Here is a 25,591-nt window from a genome sequence, read left to right as displayed (position 1 = left end):
ATAAATTTATCTCGATAAAAAACGATATTTTCACACAAAAATGGGAGAAAATCTATGTATATCTGGTTATCAGAGCAAATAGGTGTATCTGCTGCGAAAATAACGATAAGCTTTTTGTTTTTTATAATAACAATCGTTGCTATTACCATAATTATCTTGTTTTTACGTCGTTTAAGTACGAGAAGATTCAGCATTAATAGAAAAAAAAGTCTATCACGATTAGCATTATGTGAAGTAATTTCTATAGATCGAGCACGCCGCCTTGTTTTAGTCCGTTGCGATAATAAAGAACATTTGCTCCTTATTGGTGGATTAACAGATGTGGTTGTAGAATCCGATATTACCGGTACATCAAAAATACAAAAGGGAGAAACGCTCACACATCCCAATTCCGCCCCTACAGAAAGAAACGATATACCGGATAAAAATCCCTCTCCTTTTACGAATCAAGCGGTAAAAGATTCAGCAATTACCGCCGAAATTGAGGGACGGCAAGAACCATCTTTATTCATTCCTACCCCTCAAAAATAAAAATATACAATTTTATCACCACGAGTTTTGTTTGTTTATCATTTCAATGACCTTAATCATCGCGATAAACTCTTTCACGTCGTTCGTGACGTTCTTGCGCTTCCAATGACAAAACGGCTATTGGCCGAGCCTCAAGACGCTTTATACTAATGGGTTCGCCGGTTTCTTCACAAAAGCCATATGTCCCATTATCAATGCGCTCTAAAGCAGCATCTATTTTTGAAATAAGTTTCCTCTGACGATCCCGCGCACGTAATTCGATTGTACGATCAGTTTCACAAGAAGCCCTATCAGTCAAATCAGGTTGACCAACATTCTCTTCCTGCAAATTTTCCAAAGTCTCACGAGATTCTTTTAATATATCATTCTTCCAAGAAACCAATTTAGCACGAAAATACGCCTTTTGCCGCTCATTCATAAAAGGCTCATCTTCACTAGGGCGATATTGACCATCAATCTCTTCGCTCATGCAATAAAAAACCTCCACATATGCTATGTGCGGTCTATATATTGTGCAATACCCATCAACACAAGAGTAAAATGTTTTTTCATAACAATCTACAAATATGTCTAAATACACTGTTTAGATTTGATCGCTTTTCTATGTAGATTGGATTCTTGATCAAATCTCATCCAGAACATTTTTCTTGCTTACTGAGAAACTTCAAAAAGAAGGAAATCTAATATCAGATATCAGAGTCATCACTCCCCTGCTTTCTCATCGTTTAAAATCTAAATGAAGCAACAATAAATCATTTCAGCAATGCAAAAAAATAAAATCTTTATAAAGGCAAAGTGTGATATTCACGTTTTAAATACATCAAAGCATCTTTTTCTTTATTACAGTTGATTGCAACAACCTCACCAATCAAAACACAATGGGTTGCGTGCTCGTGCCAACAAATCAAACGACAATCAAACGACGCTAGAGCGTCTGAAAGACTAGGCGCCCCCGTTTGCAAAACTCCCCATTGAGCAGCATCAAAACGCTCATTTTGTGTAAGAGTGCAACACCTCGAAAAAACATCCGCTAATGAACGATGTTTTCCTGCCAAGCTATTAACACAAAAATTTCCATTCTCCATAAACACCTGATTCTTTAAATTATGGCGCATGAGACAAACAAGAAGGGTTGGAGGATTATCAGATAAAGAACAACACGCCGAAACAGTCACCCCGCGTCTTCCCTTAATGCCATTTGTTGTCACAATATGCACAGCTCCTGCAAAAAGACTCATGGCATCTCGATATTCTTGGGAAGAAACCGCAATATTATGTTGAAGTTCAGGCATCAAATATGTTTTATGATTCGACATATCTTTCACTTATAAAGCTTTAAAATTTCAAGCGATCTTTCCATAACAAAGACCTATAATACATATTTTTTCTTTTCCGTCATAACACAAAAGATATTTGTGTATACACAGCGATATGATAAAAACAGCCAATCAAGGAGATTTTAATGCCCCATTCTCATCTCATTTCGCCTTCACTCTTGGCTTCTGATTTTTCTAAACTTGGACAAGAAATGTTAGATGTTGTTGATGCTGGTGCAGATTGGCTTCATCTTGATATCATGGATGGACACTTTGTTCCTAACATCACCTTTGGTCCTGAAATAGTCAAGGCTCTGCGCCCATTAACCAAAGCAACATTTGATGTCCACCTGATGATCGCACCGGTAGCCCCTTATTTGGAAGCTTTTGCAAAAGCGGGTTCAGATATTATAACCATTCATGCTGAAGCAAGTCCACATCTTCATCGTTCATTACAAACAATAAAAAAAATGGGAAAAAAAGCAGGAATTGCACTCAATCCAAGCACCCCTGAACATGTACTTGAATATTTGCTTGATCAATTAGATCTCATTCTCATCATGACTGTTAATCCCGGTTTTGGTGGACAAAGTTTTATTCCAGAAATAAAAGATAAAATTAAGCGCGTTAAAAGCATGATTGCAAACCGCCCTATTGATCTTGAAGTTGATGGTGGTATCACCGTTGATACAATTGGGATAGCTGCAAAAGCTGGTGCAAATGTATTTGTCGCAGGCTCTGCAATTTATAAAAACGGAAATAAAGAGCTTTACAAAACACGTATTAATGCATTGCGCCAAGCCGCAATCCTCTCACAAGAAGGAAAAAAATAATGATCGCACGTTATTCCCGCCCTGCAATGGTAGCAATTTGGTCTCCAGAAACAAAATATCGTATTTGGTTTGAAATTGAAGCCCATGCCTGTGATGCCCTTGCTCACTTAGGGATTATTCCGAAAGAAGCCGCCAAAGTCATTTGGGAAAAAGGGGCAGTAGCTAAATTTGATATCAATCGCATTGATGAAATTGAAGCAATTACCAAACATGATGTTATCGCATTTCTGACCCACCTAGCTGAATTCATTGGACCAGAGGCACGTTTTATCCACCAAGGCATGACATCATCTGATGTTCTAGATACAACGCTAAACATTCAATTGATGCGTGCTAGTGATATTTTGCTAGAGGATATAGATCAACTTCTTGAAGCATTAAAAAGACGTGCTTTTGAGCATAAAGAGACAATCACCATTGGGCGGAGTCATGGCATTCATGCTGAACCAACAACATTTGGAATCAAGTTTGCTCTCGCATACGCTGAATTTTCCCGTTGTCGCAAACGTCTTCTTGCAGCACGAGAAGAAATTTCTACTTGCGCAATTTCAGGAGCTGTAGGAACTTTTGCAAATATCGATCCCCGCGTTGAAGAACATGTAGCAAAAGCCTTGAGGATGCGTGCTGAACCGGTTTCCACTCAAGTAATACCAAGAGATCGTCATGCTATGTTTTTTGCAACACTTGGTGTTATTGCTTCCTCTATTGAAAGGTTAGCAATAGAAATACGCCATTTACAACGAACAGAAGTTCTTGAAGCAGAGGAACATTTCTCACCTGGGCAAAAAGGTTCATCGGCAATGCCTCATAAACGTAATCCAGTTTTAACAGAAAATTTAACTGGATTAGCCCGCATGGTACGTGCATTTGCACTCCCAGCCATGGAAAATGTTGCACTTTGGCATGAACGTGATATTTCCCATTCATCTGTTGAGCGTTATATTGCTCCAGATGCGACTATTACACTTGATTTTGCTCTTTCTCGCCTTACATCTGTCATTGAAAATCTCATTGTCTATCCAGAAAATATGCAAAAAAATCTCAATAAATTCCGCGGTCTTGTTCACTCACAACGGGTGCTTTTAGCACTCACGCAAGCAGGAATCAGTCGTGAAGATTCTTATCGGATTGTACAACGAAATGCGATGAAAGTTTGGGAACAAGGAAAAGATTTCTTAGAAGAACTCCTCAACGACAAAGATGTTACCAAAGCTTTAAGTGAAGAAGAACTTCGTGAAAAATTTGATCTTTCTTACCACACCAAACATATCAATACGATTTTTAAACGTGTTTTTGAAGAACAATAAAGGCGACATAGGAAACCCAAATCTATTCTACCTATGATCAAAAATCTATTGTAACAAAGAAAACAATTCATGAAAGCAAATCAACTCGATATTCTTATTGTTCCTGGCTACAAAGGATCTGGTCCAGATCATTGGCAAACACGCTGGGAAAAAAAATTGTCGACAGCCCGCCGCATTGAACAACTCCATTGGTCAAAGCCTGTTTGTGAAGAGTGGGTTAACAAAATTAAAACTGCCATCGCAAAAGCTCAAAGGCCTGTTATGCTTATTGCTCATTCATTAGGAGTTCCCAGCGCTATTCATGCAACGGTACAAAATACAGAAAAAATTTGCGGCGCTTTCTTTGTTGCACCTCCAGATGTCTCCAATGAGAAAATACGTCCCAAACATTTAATGACATTTGGCCCCTATCATCGTCAAAAACTGCCTTTTCCTTCTATTGTCATAGCCAGTCGCAACGATGAGTTTTGTCAATTTTCAGTAGCAGAAAAAATTGCCAATGATTGGGGATCACTCTTTGTTGATGCTGGGTATTCTGGCCATATTAACGCAGAATCCGGACACGGACCTTGGCCTGAAGGGCTTATGGTCCTCTCTCACTTTCTTGCAAAAATTTGATCAAAGAGAGGCAATCTTCTTTCTCATCACTTATGTATCTTCACCTTTGGGTAGACGTGTAATGACAAAAATTATAAAAGTATCATAGCAATATCATTGAGAAATTCTATCAATTAGGATAGTATCATTCACTAATGTTATTAAAACCTCTCAAGATAAATAGAGAATCATGATGAATCGTCGCCACCGTATCTATGAAGGCAAGGCTAAAATTTTATATGAAGGACCTGAACCAGGAACTTATATTCAATTTTTTAAAGATGATGCAACTGCCTTTAATGCAAAAAAACATGAGATTATCGACGGAAAAGGGGTTTTAAACAACCGAATTTCGGAACATATCTTTAGCCATCTTGGGCGTTTGGGCATCCCAACACATTTTATCAAACGTATAAACATGCGCGAACAGCTTATTAAAGCAGTGGAAATCATTCCGTTGGAAGTTGTTGTTCGCAATGTTGCTGCCGGCTCTCTTGCTAAGCGTTTAGGACTGGAAGAAGGAACCCCGCTTCCGCAAGCCATCATTGAGTTCTACTATAAAAATGATTCTCTCGATGATCCTATGGTAACGGAAGAACATATCACAGCTTTTGGGTGGGCTGTCCCACAAGAGCTAGAAGATATCATGCAACTTTCAATTCGTGTTAATGATTTTCTTTCTGGGCTTTTTGCCGGTGTTAACATCCAATTAATTGATTTTAAAATGGAATTTGGTCGCCTGTGGGAAGATGAAACGATGCGTATTGTTCTTGCTGATGAAATCTCACCTGATTCTGCACGACTATGGGATATGCACACACAAGAAAAAATGGATAAAGACCGTTTTCGTCGTGATATGGGTGGGCTTATTAATGCCTATCAAGAAGTTGCCAAACGCCTTGGTATTATGAATGAAAACGAACCAACACGACCAAGTGGTCCCGTTCTCGTAAAGTAAAAACAGGGCAAAAAAACATCACCTTATATAAGTACCCCTCTTCAAAGGAGAGGTTCTTTTAACAAGCAGGAAGCAAAAAATGAAAGCACGCATTACGGTTACTTTAAGAGAAAGCGTTCTTGATCCACAAGGAGAAGCAATTGTCGGTGCTTTAAAAAGTTTAGCTTTCGAAGGCATTCAATCCATTCGTCAAGGAAAGGTTTTTGATATTGTTCTTGATGATCTACCTTCTGAAACCGCAAAGAAAAAACTTGAACAAATGTGTGAAGAGTTACTCGCAAATACTGTCATTGAAAATTATACAATCGAACTTTTTTAAGTGGAACACTCATGAAAACTGCCATCATTCAACTTCCTGGATTAAATCGTGATCGAGATATGGTTGCAGCATTACACCATATAACGGGAGTTGAGCCACTAAAAATTTGGCAAACAGAAACAACAATTCCAGATGTAGATGTTATTATTATTCCTGGTGGTTTTTCCTATGGCGACTACTTAAGATGTGGTGCTATTGGAGCGCGAACTCCCATCTTAAAAGCCATTCGTGAAAAAGCACAAGAAGGTACTACAATAATAGGTATCTGTAATGGATTTCAAATTTTGTTGGAAGCAGGATTATTACCTGGAACTTTAATGCGTAACGCTTCTTTAAAATTTGTTTGTCGTGAAATCAAACTTGAAGTCGTTAACGCCAAGACGAAATTTTCTCGATATTATTCTCAAGGACAAATTATTCGTTGTCCTGTTGCCCATCACGATGGAAATTATTTTGTTGATAGTGAAACATTAAAGCAAATGGAAGACAATGAACAAATTGTTTTTCGCTATGCAGAAAATACAAACCCGAACGGATCAATGAAAGATATTGCTGGTATTGTTAATAAAGCTGGTAATATTCTTGGTATGATGCCTCATCCTGAAAACTTTATTGAACCCGCCCACGGAGGTATTGACGGTCGTTTACTTTTTCAAAGTGCTTTAGAGTTGGTAAATGGATGATGTTGCAAAAATACTCGCGCTCCATGATTGTCAAAAACAAGGATCTATACTATTCCTCGCATCGTAAATCTATGAACAAAGCTCTTCACAAACAACAATGGATATTATTTTCTAAACACATAAGTATTTAAGACCATTTTAGTCTTAAATCCCACCAAACAAACGAACAAAAACTTCAGATTAATATCTATAACTATTTATTATTAAACGACATTATTGCTTATAATATAAGCTACTAGATTAAAAAAATAAAAATGCTAAATTTCGATTAATTTAACGGATAAATACTCATGAAGCCTTGCAATAACATCATTATTACACCAGAACTCATTGCACAACACGGGCTAAAAGAGGATGAATATCAACGTATCCTGACGTTAATCGATAGAGAACCAACATTTACTGAACTAGGAATTTTTTCTGCAATGTGGAACGAACATTGTTCCTATAAATCATCTAAAAAATGGCTAAAGACTCTTCCGACAGAAGGAAAATGTGTCATCCAAGGACCTGGTGAAAATGCTGGTGTTGTCGATATTGGCGAAGGGCAATGTGTTGTTTTCAAAATGGAAAGCCATAACCACCCTTCTTATATTGAACCTTATCAAGGTGCAGCGACAGGTGTTGGTGGTATTTTACGTGATGTCTTTACAATGGGAGCCCGTCCTGTTGCTGCTATGAATGCATTGCGATTTGGTGCTCCTGACCACCCACGAACACGCCATCTTGTTTCTGGTGTTGTTTCTGGAATTGGTGGTTACAGCAATGCTTTCGGCGTTCCAACTATTGGTGGAGAAGTAAATTTTGATGAGCGTTATAATGGCAATATCCTTGTTAACGCTTTTGTCGCCGGTATTGCAAAGACAAATGCCCTTTTTTATTCTAAAGCGCAAGGTATTGGACTCCCTGTTGTTTATCTTGGTGCAAAAACAGGACGTGATGGTGTCGGTGGAGCAACAATGGCTTCTGCTGAATTTGATGATTCAATCAGTGAAAAACGCCCAACTGTTCAAGTAGGTGATCCTTTTACAGAAAAATGTCTCCTTGAAGCATGTTTAGAGCTCATGGAACTTGGAGCCGTAGTTGCTATTCAAGATATGGGGGCAGCAGGACTCACCTCTTCTGCCGTTGAAATGGGTGCAAAAGGAAATCTAGGGATACAGCTTAATCTCGATACAGTTCCTGTTCGAGAAGAAAACATGACAGCTTATGAAATGATGCTTTCTGAAAGTCAAGAGCGTATGCTCATGGTTCTTAAACCAGAACTAGAAAAGCAAGCAGAAGCAATTTTTCATAAGTGGGGGCTGCATTTTTCTATCATTGGAAAAACAACCGATGATTTACGTTTTCGTGTATTTCATCAAGGAGAAGAAGTTGTCAATCTTCCCATCAAAGAGCTTGGTGATGAAGCGCCTGTTTATGATCGTCCTTGGAGTGAACCGGCAAAAAAAACACCCTTGAAAGCAGAAGACGTCAAAAAAGTTGAAAATCTTGGTGATGCGCTTTTGACCTTATTGAATTCTGCTGATCAAAGTTCACGGCGATGGGTTTATGAACAATATGATACCCTTATCCAAGGAAATAGCCTTGTTTGTCCAGGAGGTGATGCAGGCGTTATCCGTGTAGGAAACAACAGCAAACGTGCTCTTGCTTTTTCTTCTGATGTAACACCTCGCTATTGTGAAGCAGACCCTTATGAAGGAGGAAAACAAGCTGTCGCAGAATGCTGGCGAAACATTAGTACGACAGGTGCAACACCACTGGCTGCGACAGATAATCTCAATTTTGGTAACCCTGAAAAACCTGAAATTATGGGACAGCTGGTTTTAGCTATTAAAGGTATAGGAGAAGCTTGTAGAATCCTCGATTTTCCTATCGTTTCAGGCAATGTTTCTCTTTACAACGAAACAAATGGGGAAGCCATTCTTCCAACCCCCACAATTGCTGGTGTAGGCCTTCTTAATGATTGGTCTAAAATGGTAACAATAAGTGGTATGCAAAATGGAGATATTCTTGTTTTAGTAGGAAATTGCGGCTCCCATTTAGGACAATCAATTTATGCACGTAACATTTTAAATATTGATGCAGGTACCCCCCCCCCCGTAGATTTACAACTTGAAAAAAAGCATGGTCAATTTGTTCGAGATGCCATTAATAGCGGTTTTGTTCACGCCGCCCATGACCTTTCTGACGGAGGATTAGCGATAGCACTTGCTGAAATGGTGATTAAAGCAGGTAAAGGAATCAAAGTAACGTTAAGCAATAAATCACCCCATCATGCAGAACTTTTTGGAGAAGACCAAGGACGTTATCTTTTAGCCGTCAAACCTCACTCTCTCAATAGTCTTAAAGAGCGTGCACAAATCAATACAGTTTCTTTAACAGAGCTAGGTCAAGTTGAGGGAACTTCTCTCAATATAGATGGGATATTAACACTTTCAGTAGACAAACTCACAAAAGCCTATGAAAACTGGTTTCCACAATTTATGGGTGAAGAGTAAAAATTGTTTTTTTCTCTTAAACAGCCTTTATAAAAAATGAATAACATAGGAGAATAATGATGGCAATGAGTGCCCATGCAATTGAAACGCTTATTCGTGAAGGCATTCCTGATGCTACTGTAACAATTCGTGATCTTGCTGGAGATGGGGAACATTACGCTGCAGAAGTTATTTCTGAAAGTTTTCGTGGTAAAACCCGTATTCAACAACATAAAATGGTCTATGATGCCCTTAAAGGCAATATGGGAAATGACCTTCACGCCTTAATGTTGCAAACAAATATCCCAAAATAATCTAAAATTTCTTCTTGCATTCACTCATTTAATACGATTAAAAACAGTATGAATATAAATTACACACTTATAAAAATCTGAAATATCGAGGGATAAAAATGACCACTGTTCATGATTTTATTGACAACGAGATTAAAACAAACGACGTCATTTTATTCATGAAAGGAACACCTGACGCTCCGCAATGCGGGTTTTCAGGACAAGTTGTTCAAATCCTTGACTATTTAGGATTGAATTATAAAGGAATTAATATCTTAACTTCTAACGAATTGCGTCAAGGAATTAAAGATTACTCAAATTGGCCAACAATTCCACAGCTGTATATCAAGGGTGAATTTGTCGGAGGCTGTGATATTGTTAAAGAGATGTTTCAAAACAATGAGTTACAGGAACTTTTGAAAGAAAAAAATATTCCCTGTAATCAATCATAGGTATCTTTCATTTTATTCAGACTCTTAAAAAGAGCTGTTTTCAGACGAAATTTCTATTTCAAGGATGCCATATGTCATATTCAGTCGATGAACAAACGCATAGTGATGCGATTAGAAAAAAAATTGGCTATAAAGAATTTGTTATTCTTATTGCTTCGCTCATGGCTATTAACGCTATAGCTGTTGATATTATGCTGCCAGCTATGCCTAATATTTTAGATGGCTTAAATGTTCTCAATGAAAATGATCAACATTATATCATTTCGAGTTATCTTATTAGCTATGGTATTGCTCAAATATTTTTCGGTCCAATAAGCGATAGGTATGGACGACGTAAACTTATTCTTATTGGTCTTGCTTTTTATTCATTTACGGCGATTGGCTGTGCCTTTGTAACTGATTTTTCTCTCTTACTTATTTTGCGTATCTTACAAGGTATTGGAGGAGCTGCTATGCGGGTTCTTACAGTTTCCGTCGTACGTGATCTTTACAGTGGTCGAAAAATGGCAGAAGTTATGTCTATTGTTATGATGGTTTTTCTTGTTGCACCAATGGTTGGTCCCGCAACAGGACAGATCATTTTACTGCTCGGACATTGGCAATATATTTTTATTTTCATGGCAATGATTGGTTTCGGGTTGATGATTTGGATTCAATTCCGCTTGCCGGAAACTCTTTATGCGCAACGCTCTCTTTCCTTTTCTTCAGTCAAACATAATTTATGGATTGTAATAACCAATCGCACAACACTTTGCTATACACTAGCAACTTCGATTATTTTAGGCTGTATCTTTACCGCCGTTAATACATCACAACAAACGTATGAAGGGATCTATAATCTAGGACTTTGGTTCCCTATTGCCTTTGCAGTTGGTGCTGCATTTCAAGCTCTATCATCATTCTTTAACTCTCAACTCGTTGGACGCCTTGGAATGCGGCGTATTGCTCATACTATGCTTTTGCTCTTTTGTATCACTTCATGTGTATGGTTTGTTGGCTCTATCTTAACAGATGGTATTCTTCCTTTTGCTTTTTACATGCTGTTATTCTGTATACTGATGTTTGCCTGCGGTGGTATTATGGCCAATTTCAATACACTCGCTCTTGAACCTGTAGGAGAAATAGCTGGAACAGCTTCTTCTGTATCCGGCTTTCTTCAAACATCTATCGGTGCGGGACTCAGCTTTTTTATTGCCCAACAATTTGATGAAACCACCATCCCAAACTCAGCAGGATTTTTCTTTCTGAGTCTCACTGCCATACTTCTCGTCTTATGGGCTGAACGTGGTCATCTTTTTAGGCAATATCATAGTAATCCTAACGAATAAATATTACGACGAAAGATTAATAACATCTCTCTTGAACAATAAGGAGATAAACCTATCAGACAAATAAAACATCTCCAAATAGAACACTCTTGTGTTAAACAATCACATTGTTTGTTTAAAGGTACAACTCTGTTTGTTTAAAGATACAGCTCTCAAAATATCAAATCATTTCACGACAGCCCCCATAAATGCTGTAATGTTAAAAAACAGTTTTGATTGATTTAACCTGAACAAGATCGAAATAGAAAAAAACTCACGCTTTAGGTTTTTCTTTCAATATAAAAATAATAAATTATCCTTATAAATTAATATCTTACACAATCATGAAACCATAGGGAATTTTCCCCATTTATAAAATACATTTAATTAATAAATTTTCCTGATTTTGGAAATCCTTTTGGAACCAAACGCCCGACGCCTGCACGCGTTCCCATCCATTCAAAGAGATCGTCCGCCTGACGGTTAAAGATTCGTTCAGCTGTATCTTGCCAACTTAAGCCTTCTGATAAATTAAAAGTCTTGGCATCAACAACACCACCTTCTTTATAACGCTGTAAACGAACACCTTTACCGCGATTCATTTCTGGTATTTGTTCAATAGAAAAAATAAGCATTTTACGGTTCTCACCAACCACCGCAACATGATCACCATTTACTTGAACACAAAGCTTTACCTTATCAGGAGCTTTCACATTCATCACTTGCTTTCCTTTTCGTGTATTGGCGATCACTTCTGCAGAAGAAACAATAAAACCATTACCGTGAGATGAAACCAAGAGCAATTTTTCCTCAGCGTGATGCACAAAAGCTGTAAGAACATCGTGCTCATCATCCATATCAACTAAAAGACGAATAGGTTCACCATGTCCCCGCCCTCCAGGTAAACTATTTGCACCAATAGCAAAAAACTTTCCCCCCGTACTTATCAGCACAATCTTGTCGGTCGTAAATGCTGGAAATGCTAACTTTAAACTGTCTCCTTCTTTAAAAGAAAGTGCTTTATAATCGCTCAAATGTCCCTTCAAAGCACGCATCCATCCCTTTTCAGAAATAACAATAGTAATCGGCTCTTTTTCGATCATTGCCTGTTGAATATCATCAAGATCATGTCTAGGTGCCTCTTCAAATGTCGTACGTCTTTTCCCTAAGAGTGTTTCAGGACCAAAAGTATTTCGAACTTTTTTGATTTCTTCTGAAATTATTTTCCATTGTTTTATAGGAGAAGCCAACAAATTCTGTAGCTTTTCTTTTTCAGCTTTCAAACTTTCAAATTCTTTACGAATTTCAAATTCCTCAAGCTTACGCAAAGAACGCAAGCGCATATTAAGAATAGCTTCAGCTTGATTTTCTGTTAATTCAAAACGACTAATCAGCTGCTTTTTAGGTTCATCCTCTTCACGAATAATCTGAATAACCTCATCAAGATTTAAATAGGCAATAAGATATCCATGAAGAATTTCTAATCGACAATCAATTTGATCAAGCCGATAATGAGAGCGACGAATAAGGACTTCTCGACGATGTTCGAGCCATTGCTGTAAGCTCTCACGCAAAGAGAGAACATTGGGTATTTTTCCCAAAGACAAAACATTCAGATTAAGGGGAAATCTTACTTCAAAATCAGTCAATTTAAAAAGAGACTCCATAAGAAGCTCCGGATCAACCGTACGATTTTTAGGAACCAGCACGATTCTGATATCTTCTGCTGATTCATCTTGGATATCCTCAAGCATTGGCAATCGCCGTGCAAGCAATAACTCTGCTGTTTTTTCAATAAGACGTGACTTTTGAATCTGATAAGGAATTTCAGTCACAACAATCACATAAGAACCACGGCTACCCGATTCCTGATGCCAACGTGAACGCAAACGAAAGAATCCACGCCCAACACGATAAGATTCCTCAATACTTTTTTTAGGCTCAACTAAAATTCCCCCTGTCGGGAAATCAGGACCAAGAACGAATTGATTTAATTCCTCATCATTTACATCGGGATGCGCAATCAAATAGAGCGCTGCATCACAAAGCTCAGCAACATTATGAGGTGGAATAGATGTTGCCATACCAACAGCAATACCAGAAGAACCATTTGCTAAAAGATTAGGGAAAGCTCCTGGTAAAACAACAGGCTCTTCATCTTCTTCATTATAGGTTAAACGAAAATCGATAGCATTCTCATTAATTCCTTCAAGTAACAATGCAGCCACTTCAGTCATACGTGCTTCCGTATAACGCATGGCAGCAGCATTATCACCATCAATATTACCAAAATTGCCTTGCCCATCAACCAACGGATAACGAACAGCAAAACTTTGAGCCAAGCGCACCAAAGCATCATAAATAGACGCATCCCCATGAGGATGAAATTTTCCCATGACATCACCGACAATCCGCGCACATTTCGCATAAGACTGTCCAGGATTTAGTTTGAGAAGACGCATCGCATGAACAATCCGCCGGTGGACAGGCTTCAATCCATCACGTACATCAGGCAATGCACGGTGTGTAATCGTAGAAAGTGCATAAGCCAAATAACGTTCCTGTAAAGCAGAACGTAATTCTATTGGTTCAATATGTTCTTTATCAAAAGGTAAATTCATTTTATCAGACATAGTATTAAAATAACAATTCCCACAATAATAAGAAATTATTTTATAGGATTTATTTAATGAAATCTTCTATGAGTCGACTTTTTTATTAAAAGTCAATTACATAAAAACAAACGCCGCGATTAGAACATGAACAGAAAATTATATCAATTTGAAAAATTTATACATGTCCTTCCCCCTTGTCCTAAGTGATTTATTGAAAGCTTTGTCAAATCCGACAATAATTTAACTGCTCACAAAGAGTTATTTCATCTCTTTTTGGAATGACAAAAGCACCTTTCAAACATCATCTTTTATTATAAAGGTAAATTGTATAACAACCCCATTCAGTTTTTCTATGAAAAACTAAAAAAATATTCAAAGCTTATAAAATTTAAACTTTTCAGAATAAGTTCATAGAATAGAAAACCGTATTATTCTCATAAAAACGAAGAGACACAATTCTCTGCTACAACATTGTAAAAACTTCAACAAAAAATAAATAATATATTGACTTATAAAGATAATTCATTTTTTTCAACTAAAATGAGACTCCCAAAACTTATAGAATTCTCTTATTTCTAATTTATTCATGATAAAACAATCACAATCATTTCCTCACCTATCACAAGGGAGAGAGGCATTATAAAAACAAGGAATAAAAATGCCTCGTAAAGAATCAACACAATGGCGTTTTTGTCTATCTAAATTTCACAAACAGCACACACACATGATGCTCTTGAGAGACATCAAAACTTCACTCTACATAAGAAAAAGATGAAAACAATCCATAATCAACTTTACAAGGCATTGATTTATAATGATAATTCACTGTTTTGTATGTTGAATGAGAGTCTCGAATATCGTAAGATTCTTTCATTTCAAAGCTGTTTATCTTGAATCAATCAAAACCACTCATTTGCACATAACAAGTGGGATAAGTGTGTGGACAAAATTTGTATAAGAAAGGACTAAAAATGGCTCTTATGAACCGTCTTAATGCAAGAGCTGTCGCAACATTAGGGGCTGGCAAATATAACGATGGTGCTGGCTTGTTACTTCATAAGCGTAAAGATGGAGGTGCTCAATGGATTTACCGTTATACCATTCATGGTCGTCGTCGCGAAATGGGCTTGGGTGCCTTGAGAGATGTTTCTTTAAAACAAGCCCGTGAATGTGCAATGCAATGGCGTTCTGTTTTACGTGAAGGGCGTGACCCCATTAAAGAACGTGAGAAACAAAAGCGTGAGGCAATAAGTAATCTCCATTACTTAAAAGATATTGCCTTGGATACTTTTGAAACTCGTAAAGCTGAATTAAAAGGGGATGGGAAAGATGGACATTGGTTTTCGCCTTTACAACTTCATATTCTCCCTAAATTAGGTTGTCTTCCTGTGTCAGAGATTACACAAACAGAAATACGTAATACACTTGCCCCTATCTGGCATACAAAAGCTGGAGCTGCTCGGACAGCATTGATACGTCTCAAACTTTGTCTCAAACATGCTGCTGCATTAGGTTTGGATGTTGATTTACAAGCAACCGAAAAAGCACGCGCTCTTTTAGGAAAACAACGCCATAAAGTCAAAAATTTACCTGCAATGGATTGGAAAGATATACCAGCTTTTTATCAAACACTTTGCGAAGCATCAACCCTAACACAACTGGCTTTGCGTTTGCTTATCCTTACAGGGGTTCGCTCTAACCCTTTACGTCATATTCATAAAGATCAAGTTGAAGGTGATATCTGGACAATCCCTGCTGAGAATATGAAAGGAAAGCGTGATACTACAAAAGAGTTTCGTGTGCCCTTATCATCTGAAGCATTAGACATTTTAAAACAAGCGCGCTCACTTTCTCGCAATGATTTCTTCTTTTCTGCAACCGGTCGCGGTCCCCTTGCTACGAAGTGTATGGCTCAATACATGAGAGACAATAAACTTGAAGCCTGCCCCCATGGATTTCGCTCTAGTTTACGTGATTGGCTCGCTGAAACAACCGATGCCCCCTATGAGGTCGCTGAAACCATTTTAAGTCATACGGTAGGAGGACAAGTAGAGCGTGCCTATCGTCGCACTGACTATCTAGAACAGCGCCGTGTCTATATGGATAAATGGGCGGCATATGTCACAGGTCAATCTTAAGATATGGGGTGCATAACCCCATTATCTGTGGATAACTTTAACTCTCTTTTCTCTCATTCTTTCTCAATAAGATTCATCACGTATCACATTAGAAATTGTATAATAAAATATTGTTTTCTATGAATAAAACATCTTTCTAAATGAACCAAAATGTGGTTAATAAATAGTTATGATTTGTTCTCATTTTTTGATAGAAAGGAAATTATTATGACAGAAAATGATATTCTTTTGACAGACCGTGAAAGTGCAAAATTGCTTCATATGAGTGTCTCAACATTCCGCCGTCATGTTACCAATGGCTCTTTGCCAAAACCTTTAAAATTTGGCTTTTTATCGCGTTGGTTACAATCAGATCTTATCAATGTCATCGAACAAGCAAAACAGCAACGTCAAAGTGACGCGGCATAAAAAAAAACCTTGTCACGTAAGGACGGACAAGGCTTTCTCAAACTCATCACCCTAGAGTTAGCATAATCCGTCCTATGGTGCAATATTCATAGGATAAAAAACATGTTTTCTTATATAAATGCTCGGGACATCACAAATGCCTTGCATGGGGTTTGGCATGGATATTATGGGATAGCCCGTTGTCCTGCTCATGATGATAGGCTGCCTAGCTTATCCCTTTCTCATGGACATGATGGGCGTCTCTTACTTTATTGTTATGCTGGCTGCTCTTTTAGAGAGATCATACAAGCGCTCATCAGAATTGGCTTGCTTGGAAAACAAGCCTTTTTTGATAAAGCTTATGATCAGACGCTCTCTTTATCAAAACAGAAAACAGAGAGAGCAAAAGCAATTTGGCAACAAAGCCAACCAATCAAAAATACTTTAGCAGAAACCTATTTACGTATGCGGGGTATTACATGTGATTTGCCTACTGATTTACGCTTTCATAGCAAATGTCCACACCCCTCTGGGGGGTACACTGCCCGCGTTGGTTGCTCTTGTTAAGGGTGCTGGCTCCTTTGCTATTCATAGAACCTTTTTACAAGCCAATGGCTGCAAAACAGATCAGAAACCAGCAAAAGCCATGTTGGGATCTGTAATGGGCGGTGCTGTGCATTTAAGTCAAGCCAATCCCAAACATCTGGTTATTTGTGAAGGCATTGAAACGGGGCTGTCTCTGCTGTCTGGGTTGTTATCAGAGCCCGTTGATTTATGGGCGTCTCTTTCAACCAGTGACATGATGCGTGTGAATTTACCCCATACAAAAGGACGTCTGACAATTGCAATGGACGGCGATGATGCGGGTCGTAAAGCAGGTTTTACCCTAGCCAAGCGTGCTTATAGCCAAGGCTTTGAGGTCTTTATCATGCAAGCTCCTAACGCTTTAGATTTCAATGATTTTCTCTATTATTCAAGGTAAGTAATATGACAAAAGATAATCAAAATATTTTAGAGAATAATACCCCCGTCAATGATAACGATAATGCTTGTTTAAAAGCCATTCCTTATGAACAAGCCTTGCAACAAAACGGTTGGGGGGAATTACAACAGATTGAGAGTGCTCTTTTACCCGTTGAACCTTTTAATCCATTACAGCTCCCAATGCCATTCATGGACTATATTTATGACGTTTCAGAGCGTCAACAAGCTCCTCTTGATTTTGTGGCTGTCGCTGCTTTGTGTGGCTTGGCTGCTCTCATTGGCAATGGTGTGCGTATTGCTCCAAAACAACATGATGATTGGAAGATTGTTCCTAATCTCTGGGGCGCTCTTATTGGACAGCCTTCAACATATAAAACACCAGCCATGAAAGCCGCTTTAGCTCCCATTACTTACCTTCAAAAGCAATGGTATAAAGAGTGGTTAAAACAGAAAGAAAAACAAGAAATTGAAGAGAGATTTGAAACTTTAGACAAACGAGAAAAGGAAAGACAAGCTCATAAAGCGCTCAAAAAAGGAGATCTTGAAACAGCCCGTGCTCTTTTGTCTGAAACGCTCTCTCAAGACAATGAGCATGATGATGATGTCTCTCGGTTTATTGTCAATGATGTGACGGTCGAAAAGCTTGGAGAATTATTAAAAGAACCCCCCCGTGGTTTATTGTTGGTTCGTGATGAGTTATCTGGTTTTTTAACCAATCTGGAAAGAAAGGAATATCAAACAGACCGTGCCTTTTATTTAACAGCTTTTAATGGCAAAAAATCATACACCTATGACCGTATAGGACGTGGAACCATTTTTATTCCCAATGCAACTATTTCCATTATTGGGGGCATTCAACCTTCACGGATTATTCCCATTATTCAAGCAATGCACCATGGAACAAATAATGACGGCTTATTGCAACGATTTCAAATGCTGGTGTGGCCCGATGAACGAAAAGAGCGTTTATGGGTTGATAGACCTCCCAATCAAAAGGCATGGGAAAGTTATCAAGGAGTCTTTCGTGTATGGTGGGAAAGTTTTCAAAGAACAATCAAAGGGGGCATTTCTCTGCAAGTTTACAAGCACATCTTTTGAAATGGATAAAACCATACCAACCCTTGCGTTGATTTTTGAATTGACCGAAGGAGGCATTTTGAAATAGGCTTGCCTTCACTCACTATGACATTGTGTTGATCACCCTATTTGTTAAGTCATGCAAAACTCATTGTAGAGCCTTGTGATCATTTACCAGATGGTTTTTACCTGCACGAGATGTTTATAAGCGTGATTGGAAGCTTTTAAAGGATAAAGGAATTATTCAACAAACTTTAGAGCTTTTATGCTGTTGCGACTATCTTCGTGAAATTTATGAAGACAAAACCCAAAATGCGGTCGGCCTACAAAACGCTATGAATAGCCCACCTTGGTGAAAAATCATAGGACCACACAATAGAGAAATCTCTTTTGAGAGTTTTTCAAGCCAATCGCTCAAAGCTCTTTTTAGTGATATTCTCTTCATTGCTCTTTTTTCAAAGAAAATGATCAGCGTTCTTCTTACAAAGAGTTTTGTTGCTTTTGGAGAGTTATTCCAATGTTTATGTTATTTTTTAAATAATAAAAAACATTATATTTTAATATTTTTGTTTAGGATTTCGAGCTACTCTATGGAGATTTCTATTTTTGTAAAAAATCCAAACATGCAACAGCATGGTAAAATATATTTTTATGACATTGGTGATTATCTCAAGAGAAAAGAAAAACTTACGATAATAGAAGTTATTTGGGAGTATTGATGGTATTACGTGAATATCAGCTACAATATCATCTGGATTTATATTACTCGTAATTGGCATTTTGGATGCATGGCTCATTTGTTCTGCAAACTATTGAACTTGAATGTTTAATCTATAAAGCTCGGTATTGATGATATTAGAATAAAAGCCATCTTGATTTGTAAGTTTAATCGAATGCAAATTGAGAACATTCGATATAATAACAAGCGTATGCTTCTTAGCTAGCCCCCTTTAAGTAAGATAATAAGGCCACCTGCTATACTGTTCTGATTGGGGTTGAGCTCAGCTTTATAATAAACATCAAGCTTAAAAATACCGTTCGCTTATTTTGAGTTACATCAAGCTGAAATACCTATAATTCTTTCTCATCAAAAATCTTGAATAAAAAAGGCAAGTTGCTGCTTAAATTACTGCTAATATTAAAAAAATCAAAACCAATTTTGCCACCATCTTTGACACTTTTAGTACACCATCTTTGACACTTTTAGTATATGAGATTCCGATATATGAGACAAACACCATATCGTTCTTCCATCGGTATGTCCTATATCTATTCACGAAACATCGCTGCTTCAGAGTGGGAAACACTATATATTTGTAGCAATTTCTTTTAATGTATTCATATCAAAATACAAATCCGATACCTTTCGGCAAAATTTATCAAGATAAATAAACAATTCATCAGAGAGATATATCTTTTTTTCTCGAATTCTCATTAAATCCTCAGTTTTATTATTTAACGGATGCGCTTCAAAGTTACTTGCACGATTTCCTGCTAATTTGGTAGGCATATAATGATTTATGATGTTACAAAAACTACAATCTAAAGGGCCAGAAACATTACTTCCAACCATACCAACGTAGTTATTTTTATTCTCAAAACACTTATATAATTCTTTAATATTACTTGCAAATGGCTTATAGACAAAAGCATTATAGCCATATTCGTGAATTTTTTCATAACCACATTTCACGAATGTCTCATCAGCGATATTTAAGAAACCCAAATTTGGAATTTTTGAAGGAAATTTCATAGGCTGTTCTATTCCAAACAAATTATTCTTATCTATCCTATCAATAAAATAATTCCACTGCTCAAAATTAATACTTGCATTGAAATCAATAATAAATTTTACATTTTTGTTTTCATTAACAATTGCAATTGTATCATCCAAATACTGATTCGATGATTTCAATTTTATCAAATCGTAATTACGTATCTCATCATCAATAATTGCACCTATTCCTATCGTTTTAATAGATTTCATTAATCCAGAATTAATAATTTTAGCCATTTCAACTTTTTTAAAAAAATCTTCCAACCCAAAGAAATAGCTTAAAGAATTTGCAAAGTGTTTACTTTTATTTATTGATCGTTCATTTATAGATTTTATAAAATCGTCCGGCATTTCTCCGTGACTAGGTGACAATGGCAACTCCATAGCAAAGGGCGAAATAACTTTATCCTGAGCAGTAAATAAAATTATCAGTTCTGTTTTTTCAACTAATACACCAGAAGAACTGTGAAAAGAATCCGATAGTTTATATTTATTGGTGTAAACTCTGATGCGTATATCCATATTTTATCTCACAGTCAGAAAAAAAATCCCGTATCATATTTAACTGAAATGTATTCTCATACTTTTTTCTATTTTCAAAATTAACTAAAATGAACTCGGGAGTAGCAATACGTATTAGAGCTAACACTTCTGCCAAATCGAATCTCTCCGATAAAGTAATCGTCACACTATATGGTACGCTATCTTTTTTCATACATTCTATGTTACGCACCCACGTTTGTTTATATTTTTTACTGTCTAGATTTCTTATCTCTGAAATAACATCTGTGCCTATTTGTATCCCTAAAAAGAACGGATTACTCTTTAATAGCTTCAAATATGGTTGAATATAGATGTGCCCCCCTGTTGCAATCCGAAAATATTTTTTACAAATGAGACACATACAAGTATATTTATGAAGTAAATCATAATCGAGCTCAAAAGGCTCTCCACCAGAAAGAATAATAAAATCAGATTTTATGTCATTTATTGTATATAAAGATTCAGGCAACGCGTCATCTCTCACCATATATTCCATCGAATACGGACAATGATTGCAGCCCGCACTGCAATTTTCATTACAAATTACAATATTATCGCCCATGAAATTTCTTATTCAAGTTTATATAATCCAATACTAATTGTTTCATGAAAATATTTTGGTATAGAGAAAGATCAGAAATTTTTTTAGCCACAAACGCTTTTATCATTGGTAAAGCTTCATCCTTTGATATAGACAGCAAATGAGAAATATAGTCTATCCGTTCTTCTAAATTGAGAGATAATCTTGGACTGGTGAAAAATGTTAAGATATCCAATTCCGGACTAGCTTCTTGACATAAATCCCAATCCACTACCATAAAAGAACTATCAGAAGTAACAATGATATTATCAGGATGTAAATCTCCGTGTGATAAGATTATATTCTTGCTTAATCGATCTTGAAAGATCTTATTGATTTGATCAATAATCGCCTTTTGATGTAGCAAATCCATTTGGCTCAATGCAGTACCCCGGATAAACTCCCATTCGACTATTTCATCGCAAAGTGTTATCAAATTTGGTGCAGGATAGAGACTTTGTCGAAAAGAGCCATCCTTGATGTTTTCATTAATGCACGATGCTTCCGGATAAATTTGCCCATAGCAAAACTCTTGATGCTTGCGTTTCAGGAAATGTTGTTTTGACGATTGTGCATTTTCAGGCTGCAACCAAATGATTTCTTGTTTTCTGACAAAAATAATTAAAGCAGACACCCCAAAAATCACAGCCATAATCACTGCCAACCACAAATTAGCTTGCCGGAATGTTGAAAAAACATGACCGTATAAAAAACTGAATGCAAAGGATACAACAGCTGTAATAATGGCTGTAAATGATAAAACAGTCGCGATAGCTTTGGGATCAATCAGTGAATTTATAAGAAGAGACGACAGATAAGATCGATAAGCAGATTTAAAAACACATAGCAGTAAAAATCCTAATATAAGAGCCGCAATGATTCGAAATGACATGAGAAAAAAAGCAATGGTTACCATACAACCAATCATTAAGACGGGAAAAATAGGATTTTGAAACTTTGAAAAATACTTCTGAAACAATATATTGGAACTTGCTGAAAAAAAATTCCCAATGATAAAAATAATCGAAACCAAAATAGCAGGTTGAAATGGCAAAAAATCAGAAAATGCGATAGAAACAGTTCGATTATTAACCAAAATAGCAAAAGCTGAAACTGCACTTAAAAAAATAAGAGTGAAGCGATAAGGACTTTTGACTTCTTTACGGCTGGCGCACATAACTGTGAAAATATTCGGATGAGCGTTGATATGAAAACTATCTAATCCCTTCGTCAGTTTTGAAAACATAAAAATAGCAAAAATTAATGAAAGGACTTGAAAAATCACAGGCAATGCAGGATGCACATAATAAAGTATTCCTCCTAAAAAAATAAGTACCGTTGTCACACTATAGGTAACAGCAGCCACTTCGGACTTAACGGAAAACAGTGTGCGATGCTTTGGTACTACAGAAAAGAGTAAACTATCTTCCGCACCTGAGAAACAAGCGGCTGCTAATGTAATACACAACAAATAAGTGGCGTAAGCAAAATATGCATAATTCATAAAAAGAGCTAAAAAACCGCAAAGAAAGAAAAACAGCCCAGTATAAATAACGCGCTTACTTCCATAAACATCTGATAATAAACCCAAGGGGACTTCTAAGATCAAAGGAAGCAATAAAAAATAACTACCGATTAAAACAATATCCGCTTGCGACAAATGCAATTTTTCCGACAAAAAAAGTGGTAAAACAGCAACCACTAGAGCAGTAGACTTGCTAACACTATAAATCTTAAATTGCTTAACCTTATCCACAAAACACCTTCCCACGACATCCGCTACATGCGCCAGATTCTTTCAAAGATTTTAAAACGCTTTGAGCAGACCAATCTATTGCCTCATAATTTTGTAGATTCCCAAAAGCTTCTGAATAAAAGCAATTTTTTAAATCTCCATTATAGTCCAATACCAAGGATGAAAATGGAAATAAACACATTAACGGCGACGAAACGTACGTAGAATTCTCGCCTAAGTAATAATTAATACAATTTACAAAATTTTGTGACGTCCATGAGATCTTCCTTTCTTGGAACTTTTTATCTATATAAATCTGGAGGGGGGATTCTTTCCTTGATAATTCATCTCTCAAATGAAAAAGTGAAGCGTTTGGCGGAAGAGTTTTGTTTCTTAAAGCCTTAGATCGATCCTTTGTATTATTTTTTCTAGAAAAACTAAATGACGACGTATCGAGCGGGCTGAATCCGATATAATCGACATCTTTGCTTATACAAAAATCGATAAAATTAATAATATTTTCTAGAATCTCTTTGGTAACTGTCGCTCTTATTCCTATACTTTGCAGAGGTTGGAGATTCTTAACTGTTTCAATGTTTTTCCACACGCGATCAAATTTATTCGCCCCCCGTATATCATAATATCCTTGGACACTAGTCGAATCCATAGAAATAACAATTTCTTTTATGTCATACTGTGAAATCCATAAATTTTTATGCAATAAGATGCCATTAGTATTTAATTCAACGGGCAGACCTAGTTCATTCAACGTTAATAAAATATCTTTAAGCTTCGGATGCATTAAAGGTTCTCCCCCAGAAAGCATCACTGAGGCAGCTCCTTTTTCTTTCAACATTCTAAATAAGGGTATTAAACTTTCTGGAGTATGCCAATTTTTTTCCTTAATCTTCCAGCAATCGCACGTGATACAAGGGCTATTGCAATTCTGGATAATATGTATAATAGGTGTTACAGGTACCCATAATTTTTTAAGATCAAAAATCGAATCTGACGCACTAATCAAGTTTTCCTTCTTTAAAAGAAAACCATTCTTTTCTAGTTCTCTTAACAAGATTGAAAAATCTGATGCTAAAATCTCTGTCTCTACATTAAGCTTTGCCGCAACAGTTTCAATTTTCTGATTCTGTAAAAAAACTGAATCAATTAAAATTATAGCTGAATCATTAAGCACAATAGTCTGAAAATCATTTAATCTAGTTATGCTATTCTCGTCGAGATTAATACGAAACATTTCCCCTCCTAAATTGTTTCTTAATAATACAATGGATAAGGGCGCTGCTGCGCCCTTATCCTGCTTTTTTATTTTTTTCTATCTCGCACCAATGGTTTATAACAAGTTAAAGTTGCACTATTCACAGTGCCAATCACCTGCGGTTTTTTATATGACATAATATCCTCCTCATATTGTTATTATGTACCTTATTTATATTCAAGACATTGTGATTTACAACTTTATAATTGTAAAGTCAATTTAACTGTATTATGCAATATTCAGTTTGGGAAACAAATTGGCCTATACCGGTATAAATCGAAAAACTCTTGTGCTCAGCTAATTTCCATTTTAATTAGTAAGTTCATTCAAAAAGTATTATTCCTGATTTCAATGGCTATTTCACTTAAATCGCAATAAGAAATATGCAATGTTCTGCTTTATCAAGTAATTTTAAAAAGATTTTTTGGGCTGAAATAAAGAATAGTTGTTGCGTAAATCAGCTTCTCAGAAGAAAAAATTTTCAATTATTTTTCTGTTTTAATTGTAATTTTGTGAAATACTACTTGCGGTGAAATTACTTTTAAAAGAGGTTCAATTCGACGCCAAAATACAAACTTTTATTTCTTATTAAAGATACAATCATATTGATTTATAATGATAATCTAGCATTCTTTGGTTAAAAACAACAGCATAAAACAATAAAGAAATCTCTTTTGAAGTCTTTAAGACAACCACGCAAAACTCTTTTTATGGCATTCTCATCAAGGAACTTTTTTCCAGAAGCAAATGATCTGAGTGACCTTATCAGAAGAGTTTTGTCAGTCTTATCAGTTCTTTTTAGAACCTATATCATTTTTTTAAATGAGAAAAAATTAAAATCATTATATTTCAATAAGTTAATTTTTGTCTATTTTTCAAAATACAACTTATTAAAACAACCATAACAAATAAATACAACTGTAAATATATATTTGTCAGTTTGTGTCAGTAAATTGAACTGACAAAAGTGATCATTTTACTGAGTAATTAAAAACGTGCTTTATGAAAAGCATATGATCCTTTAAAGCCTTTCAAAAGAAAGGGGTATAATCATAAGAAATGCTATCAAAATCATTATGGTTATGAGTTTTGAAGAGGTTTTGAGTTTTGACGGTTGCTGCTTTTATATAAAAAAATAGCAAAAAATAAAAACGTTATATTTCAATGTGTTAAGATTTTACAGATCTTAAAAAAACAACCTATATCGACATTACAACCTATAAATTCAACTAATAATATACGTTTTGAGGGGGTTTTGACGATTTTTATACCTTCAAAACCTCTCTATAAAATAATTCATAAAACTTATCAAAATACTCATTCTGATATTTTAAAGCCCATGGTGCATTTGTCTTGATTAACAGGTCAATTAACACATCAAATAAACAGCAAATTTCACTATTTTG

20 protein-coding genes and 2 pseudogenes are annotated in these 25,591 nt (G+C 36.3%); 15 read left to right on the top strand and 7 right to left on the bottom strand.

Annotation, left to right across the window (positions count from 1 at the left end):
• Nucleotides 1-54: 54 nt before the first annotated feature.
• Nucleotides 55-531, top strand: coding sequence for a flagellar biosynthetic protein FliO (locus ACFIJ9_RS04275; protein ID WP_015856485.1), 477 nt, complete (start codon nucleotides 55-57; stop codon nucleotides 529-531).
• Nucleotides 532-583: 52 nt separating this feature from the next.
• Here ACFIJ9_RS04275 and dksA read toward each other — a convergent pair whose 3' ends face one another.
• Together dksA and ACFIJ9_RS04265 are read right to left on the bottom strand one after the other, a co-directional pair.
• On the bottom strand, nucleotides 584-1,000 hold the full coding sequence (gene dksA / locus ACFIJ9_RS04270; RefSeq protein ID WP_375635910.1) for an RNA polymerase-binding protein DksA: 417 nt from the start codon (nucleotides 998-1,000) through the stop codon (nucleotides 584-586).
• A gap of 313 nt (nucleotides 1,001-1,313) precedes the next feature.
• Nucleotides 1,314-1,847 carry a flavin reductase gene (locus ACFIJ9_RS04265; RefSeq protein ID WP_026500725.1) on the bottom strand — a complete coding sequence of 178 codons (534 nt, stop codon included), beginning with the start codon at nucleotides 1,845-1,847 and terminating at the stop codon, nucleotides 1,314-1,316.
• A 146-nt stretch (nucleotides 1,848-1,993) separates the two neighbouring features.
• On the opposite strand from ACFIJ9_RS04265, the gene rpe reads away from it, so the two are divergent.
• The 10 genes from rpe (at nucleotide 1,994) to ACFIJ9_RS04215 (ending at nucleotide 11,097) form a co-directional block, all read left to right on the top strand.
• The gene (rpe, locus tag ACFIJ9_RS04260; protein WP_375635909.1) at nucleotides 1,994-2,680 is read left to right on the top strand and encodes a ribulose-phosphate 3-epimerase; all 687 of its coding nucleotides are present in this window, start codon (nucleotides 1,994-1,996) and stop codon (nucleotides 2,678-2,680) included.
• Nucleotides 2,680-3,987 (top strand): adenylosuccinate lyase, encoded by a 1,308-nt coding sequence (gene purB, locus ACFIJ9_RS04255; protein WP_015856489.1) that lies wholly within the window; start codon nucleotides 2,680-2,682, stop codon nucleotides 3,985-3,987. The genes rpe and purB overlap by 1 nt, the downstream gene beginning before the upstream one ends.
• Before the next feature lie 69 nt (nucleotides 3,988-4,056).
• Nucleotides 4,057-4,605, top strand: coding sequence for an RBBP9/YdeN family alpha/beta hydrolase (locus ACFIJ9_RS04250; RefSeq protein ID WP_375635908.1), 549 nt, complete (start codon nucleotides 4,057-4,059; stop codon nucleotides 4,603-4,605).
• 172 nt (nucleotides 4,606-4,777) lie between these two features.
• Complete coding sequence (gene purC / locus ACFIJ9_RS04245; protein ID WP_375635931.1) at nucleotides 4,778-5,542, top strand: phosphoribosylaminoimidazolesuccinocarboxamide synthase; 765 nt, start codon at nucleotides 4,778-4,780, stop codon at nucleotides 5,540-5,542.
• A 79-nt stretch (nucleotides 5,543-5,621) separates the two neighbouring features.
• Nucleotides 5,622-5,861 carry a phosphoribosylformylglycinamidine synthase subunit PurS gene (purS, locus tag ACFIJ9_RS04240; RefSeq protein ID WP_375623949.1) on the top strand — a complete coding sequence of 80 codons (240 nt, stop codon included), beginning with the start codon at nucleotides 5,622-5,624 and terminating at the stop codon, nucleotides 5,859-5,861.
• Between the two features lie 11 nt (nucleotides 5,862-5,872).
• On the top strand, nucleotides 5,873-6,544 hold the full coding sequence (purQ, locus tag ACFIJ9_RS04235; RefSeq protein WP_273788188.1) for a phosphoribosylformylglycinamidine synthase subunit PurQ: 672 nt from the start codon (nucleotides 5,873-5,875) through the stop codon (nucleotides 6,542-6,544).
• Nucleotides 6,545-6,834: 290 nt separating this feature from the next.
• The gene (gene purL, locus ACFIJ9_RS04230) at nucleotides 6,835-9,045 is read left to right on the top strand and encodes a phosphoribosylformylglycinamidine synthase subunit PurL (RefSeq protein ID WP_375635907.1); all 2,211 of its coding nucleotides are present in this window, start codon (nucleotides 6,835-6,837) and stop codon (nucleotides 9,043-9,045) included.
• Nucleotides 9,046-9,104: 59 nt separating this feature from the next.
• A complete protein-coding gene (locus ACFIJ9_RS04225) occupies nucleotides 9,105-9,338 on the top strand; it encodes a BolA/IbaG family iron-sulfur metabolism protein (protein WP_375635930.1) in 234 nt (77 codons plus the stop codon).
• 98 nt (nucleotides 9,339-9,436) lie between these two features.
• Nucleotides 9,437-9,769, top strand: coding sequence for a Grx4 family monothiol glutaredoxin (gene grxD, locus ACFIJ9_RS04220; RefSeq protein ID WP_015856495.1), 333 nt, complete (start codon nucleotides 9,437-9,439; stop codon nucleotides 9,767-9,769).
• Between the two features lie 71 nt (nucleotides 9,770-9,840).
• Nucleotides 9,841-11,097 carry a multidrug effflux MFS transporter gene (locus ACFIJ9_RS04215; protein WP_375635906.1) on the top strand — a complete coding sequence of 419 codons (1,257 nt, stop codon included), beginning with the start codon at nucleotides 9,841-9,843 and terminating at the stop codon, nucleotides 11,095-11,097.
• 362 nt (nucleotides 11,098-11,459) lie between these two features.
• On the opposite strand, the gene parC is transcribed toward ACFIJ9_RS04215, so the two are convergent.
• Nucleotides 11,460-13,709: a DNA topoisomerase IV subunit A gene (gene parC / locus ACFIJ9_RS04210; protein ID WP_375635905.1), complete on the bottom strand. Its 2,250-nt coding sequence runs from the start codon at nucleotides 13,707-13,709 to the stop codon at nucleotides 11,460-11,462.
• Between the two features lie 953 nt (nucleotides 13,710-14,662).
• On the opposite strand from parC, the gene ACFIJ9_RS04205 reads away from it, so the two are divergent.
• From ACFIJ9_RS04205 to ACFIJ9_RS04190, 4 genes and pseudogenes are all read left to right on the top strand, one after another.
• Nucleotides 14,663-15,829: a tyrosine-type recombinase/integrase gene (locus ACFIJ9_RS04205; RefSeq protein WP_375635904.1), complete on the top strand. Its 1,167-nt coding sequence runs from the start codon at nucleotides 14,663-14,665 to the stop codon at nucleotides 15,827-15,829.
• 207 nt (nucleotides 15,830-16,036) lie between these two features.
• Nucleotides 16,037-16,237, top strand: coding sequence for an AlpA family transcriptional regulator (locus ACFIJ9_RS04200; protein WP_011180791.1), 201 nt, complete (start codon nucleotides 16,037-16,039; stop codon nucleotides 16,235-16,237).
• A gap of 102 nt (nucleotides 16,238-16,339) precedes the next feature.
• A pseudogene (locus ACFIJ9_RS04195) lies at nucleotides 16,340-17,198 on the top strand (toprim domain-containing protein).
• Between the two features lie 5 nt (nucleotides 17,199-17,203).
• Nucleotides 17,204-18,620, top strand: a pseudogene (locus tag ACFIJ9_RS04190) (DUF3987 domain-containing protein).
• 963 nt (nucleotides 18,621-19,583) lie between these two features.
• Here ACFIJ9_RS04190 and ACFIJ9_RS04185 read toward each other — a convergent pair.
• From ACFIJ9_RS04185 to ACFIJ9_RS04170, 4 genes are read right to left on the bottom strand one after another with little or no spacing between them, the layout of a single operon-like run.
• On the bottom strand, nucleotides 19,584-20,576 hold the full coding sequence (locus ACFIJ9_RS04185; protein WP_375635903.1) for a hypothetical protein: 993 nt from the start codon (nucleotides 20,574-20,576) through the stop codon (nucleotides 19,584-19,586).
• Nucleotides 20,545-21,159: a hypothetical protein gene (locus ACFIJ9_RS04180; RefSeq protein WP_375635902.1), complete on the bottom strand. Its 615-nt coding sequence runs from the start codon at nucleotides 21,157-21,159 to the stop codon at nucleotides 20,545-20,547. Before ACFIJ9_RS04180 ends, ACFIJ9_RS04185 begins: the two co-directional genes overlap by 32 nt.
• A complete protein-coding gene (locus ACFIJ9_RS04175) occupies nucleotides 21,149-22,933 on the bottom strand; it encodes an MFS transporter (RefSeq protein WP_375635901.1) in 1,785 nt (594 codons plus the stop codon). The genes ACFIJ9_RS04180 and ACFIJ9_RS04175 overlap by 11 nt, the downstream gene beginning before the upstream one ends.
• Entirely contained in the window at nucleotides 22,926-24,164 is a 1,239-nt protein-coding gene (locus ACFIJ9_RS04170) for a radical SAM protein (RefSeq protein ID WP_375635900.1), read from the bottom strand. Before ACFIJ9_RS04170 ends, ACFIJ9_RS04175 begins: the two co-directional genes overlap by 8 nt.
• Nucleotides 24,165-25,591 lie beyond the last annotated feature (1,427 nt).

It is taken from the genome of Bartonella sp. MR90HLJMH (assembly GCF_042194115.1).
In the GTDB taxonomy this organism is placed as follows: domain Bacteria; phylum Pseudomonadota; class Alphaproteobacteria; order Rhizobiales; family Rhizobiaceae; genus Bartonella; species Bartonella grahamii.
This window is presented reverse-complemented; position numbering and strand designations above follow the sequence as displayed.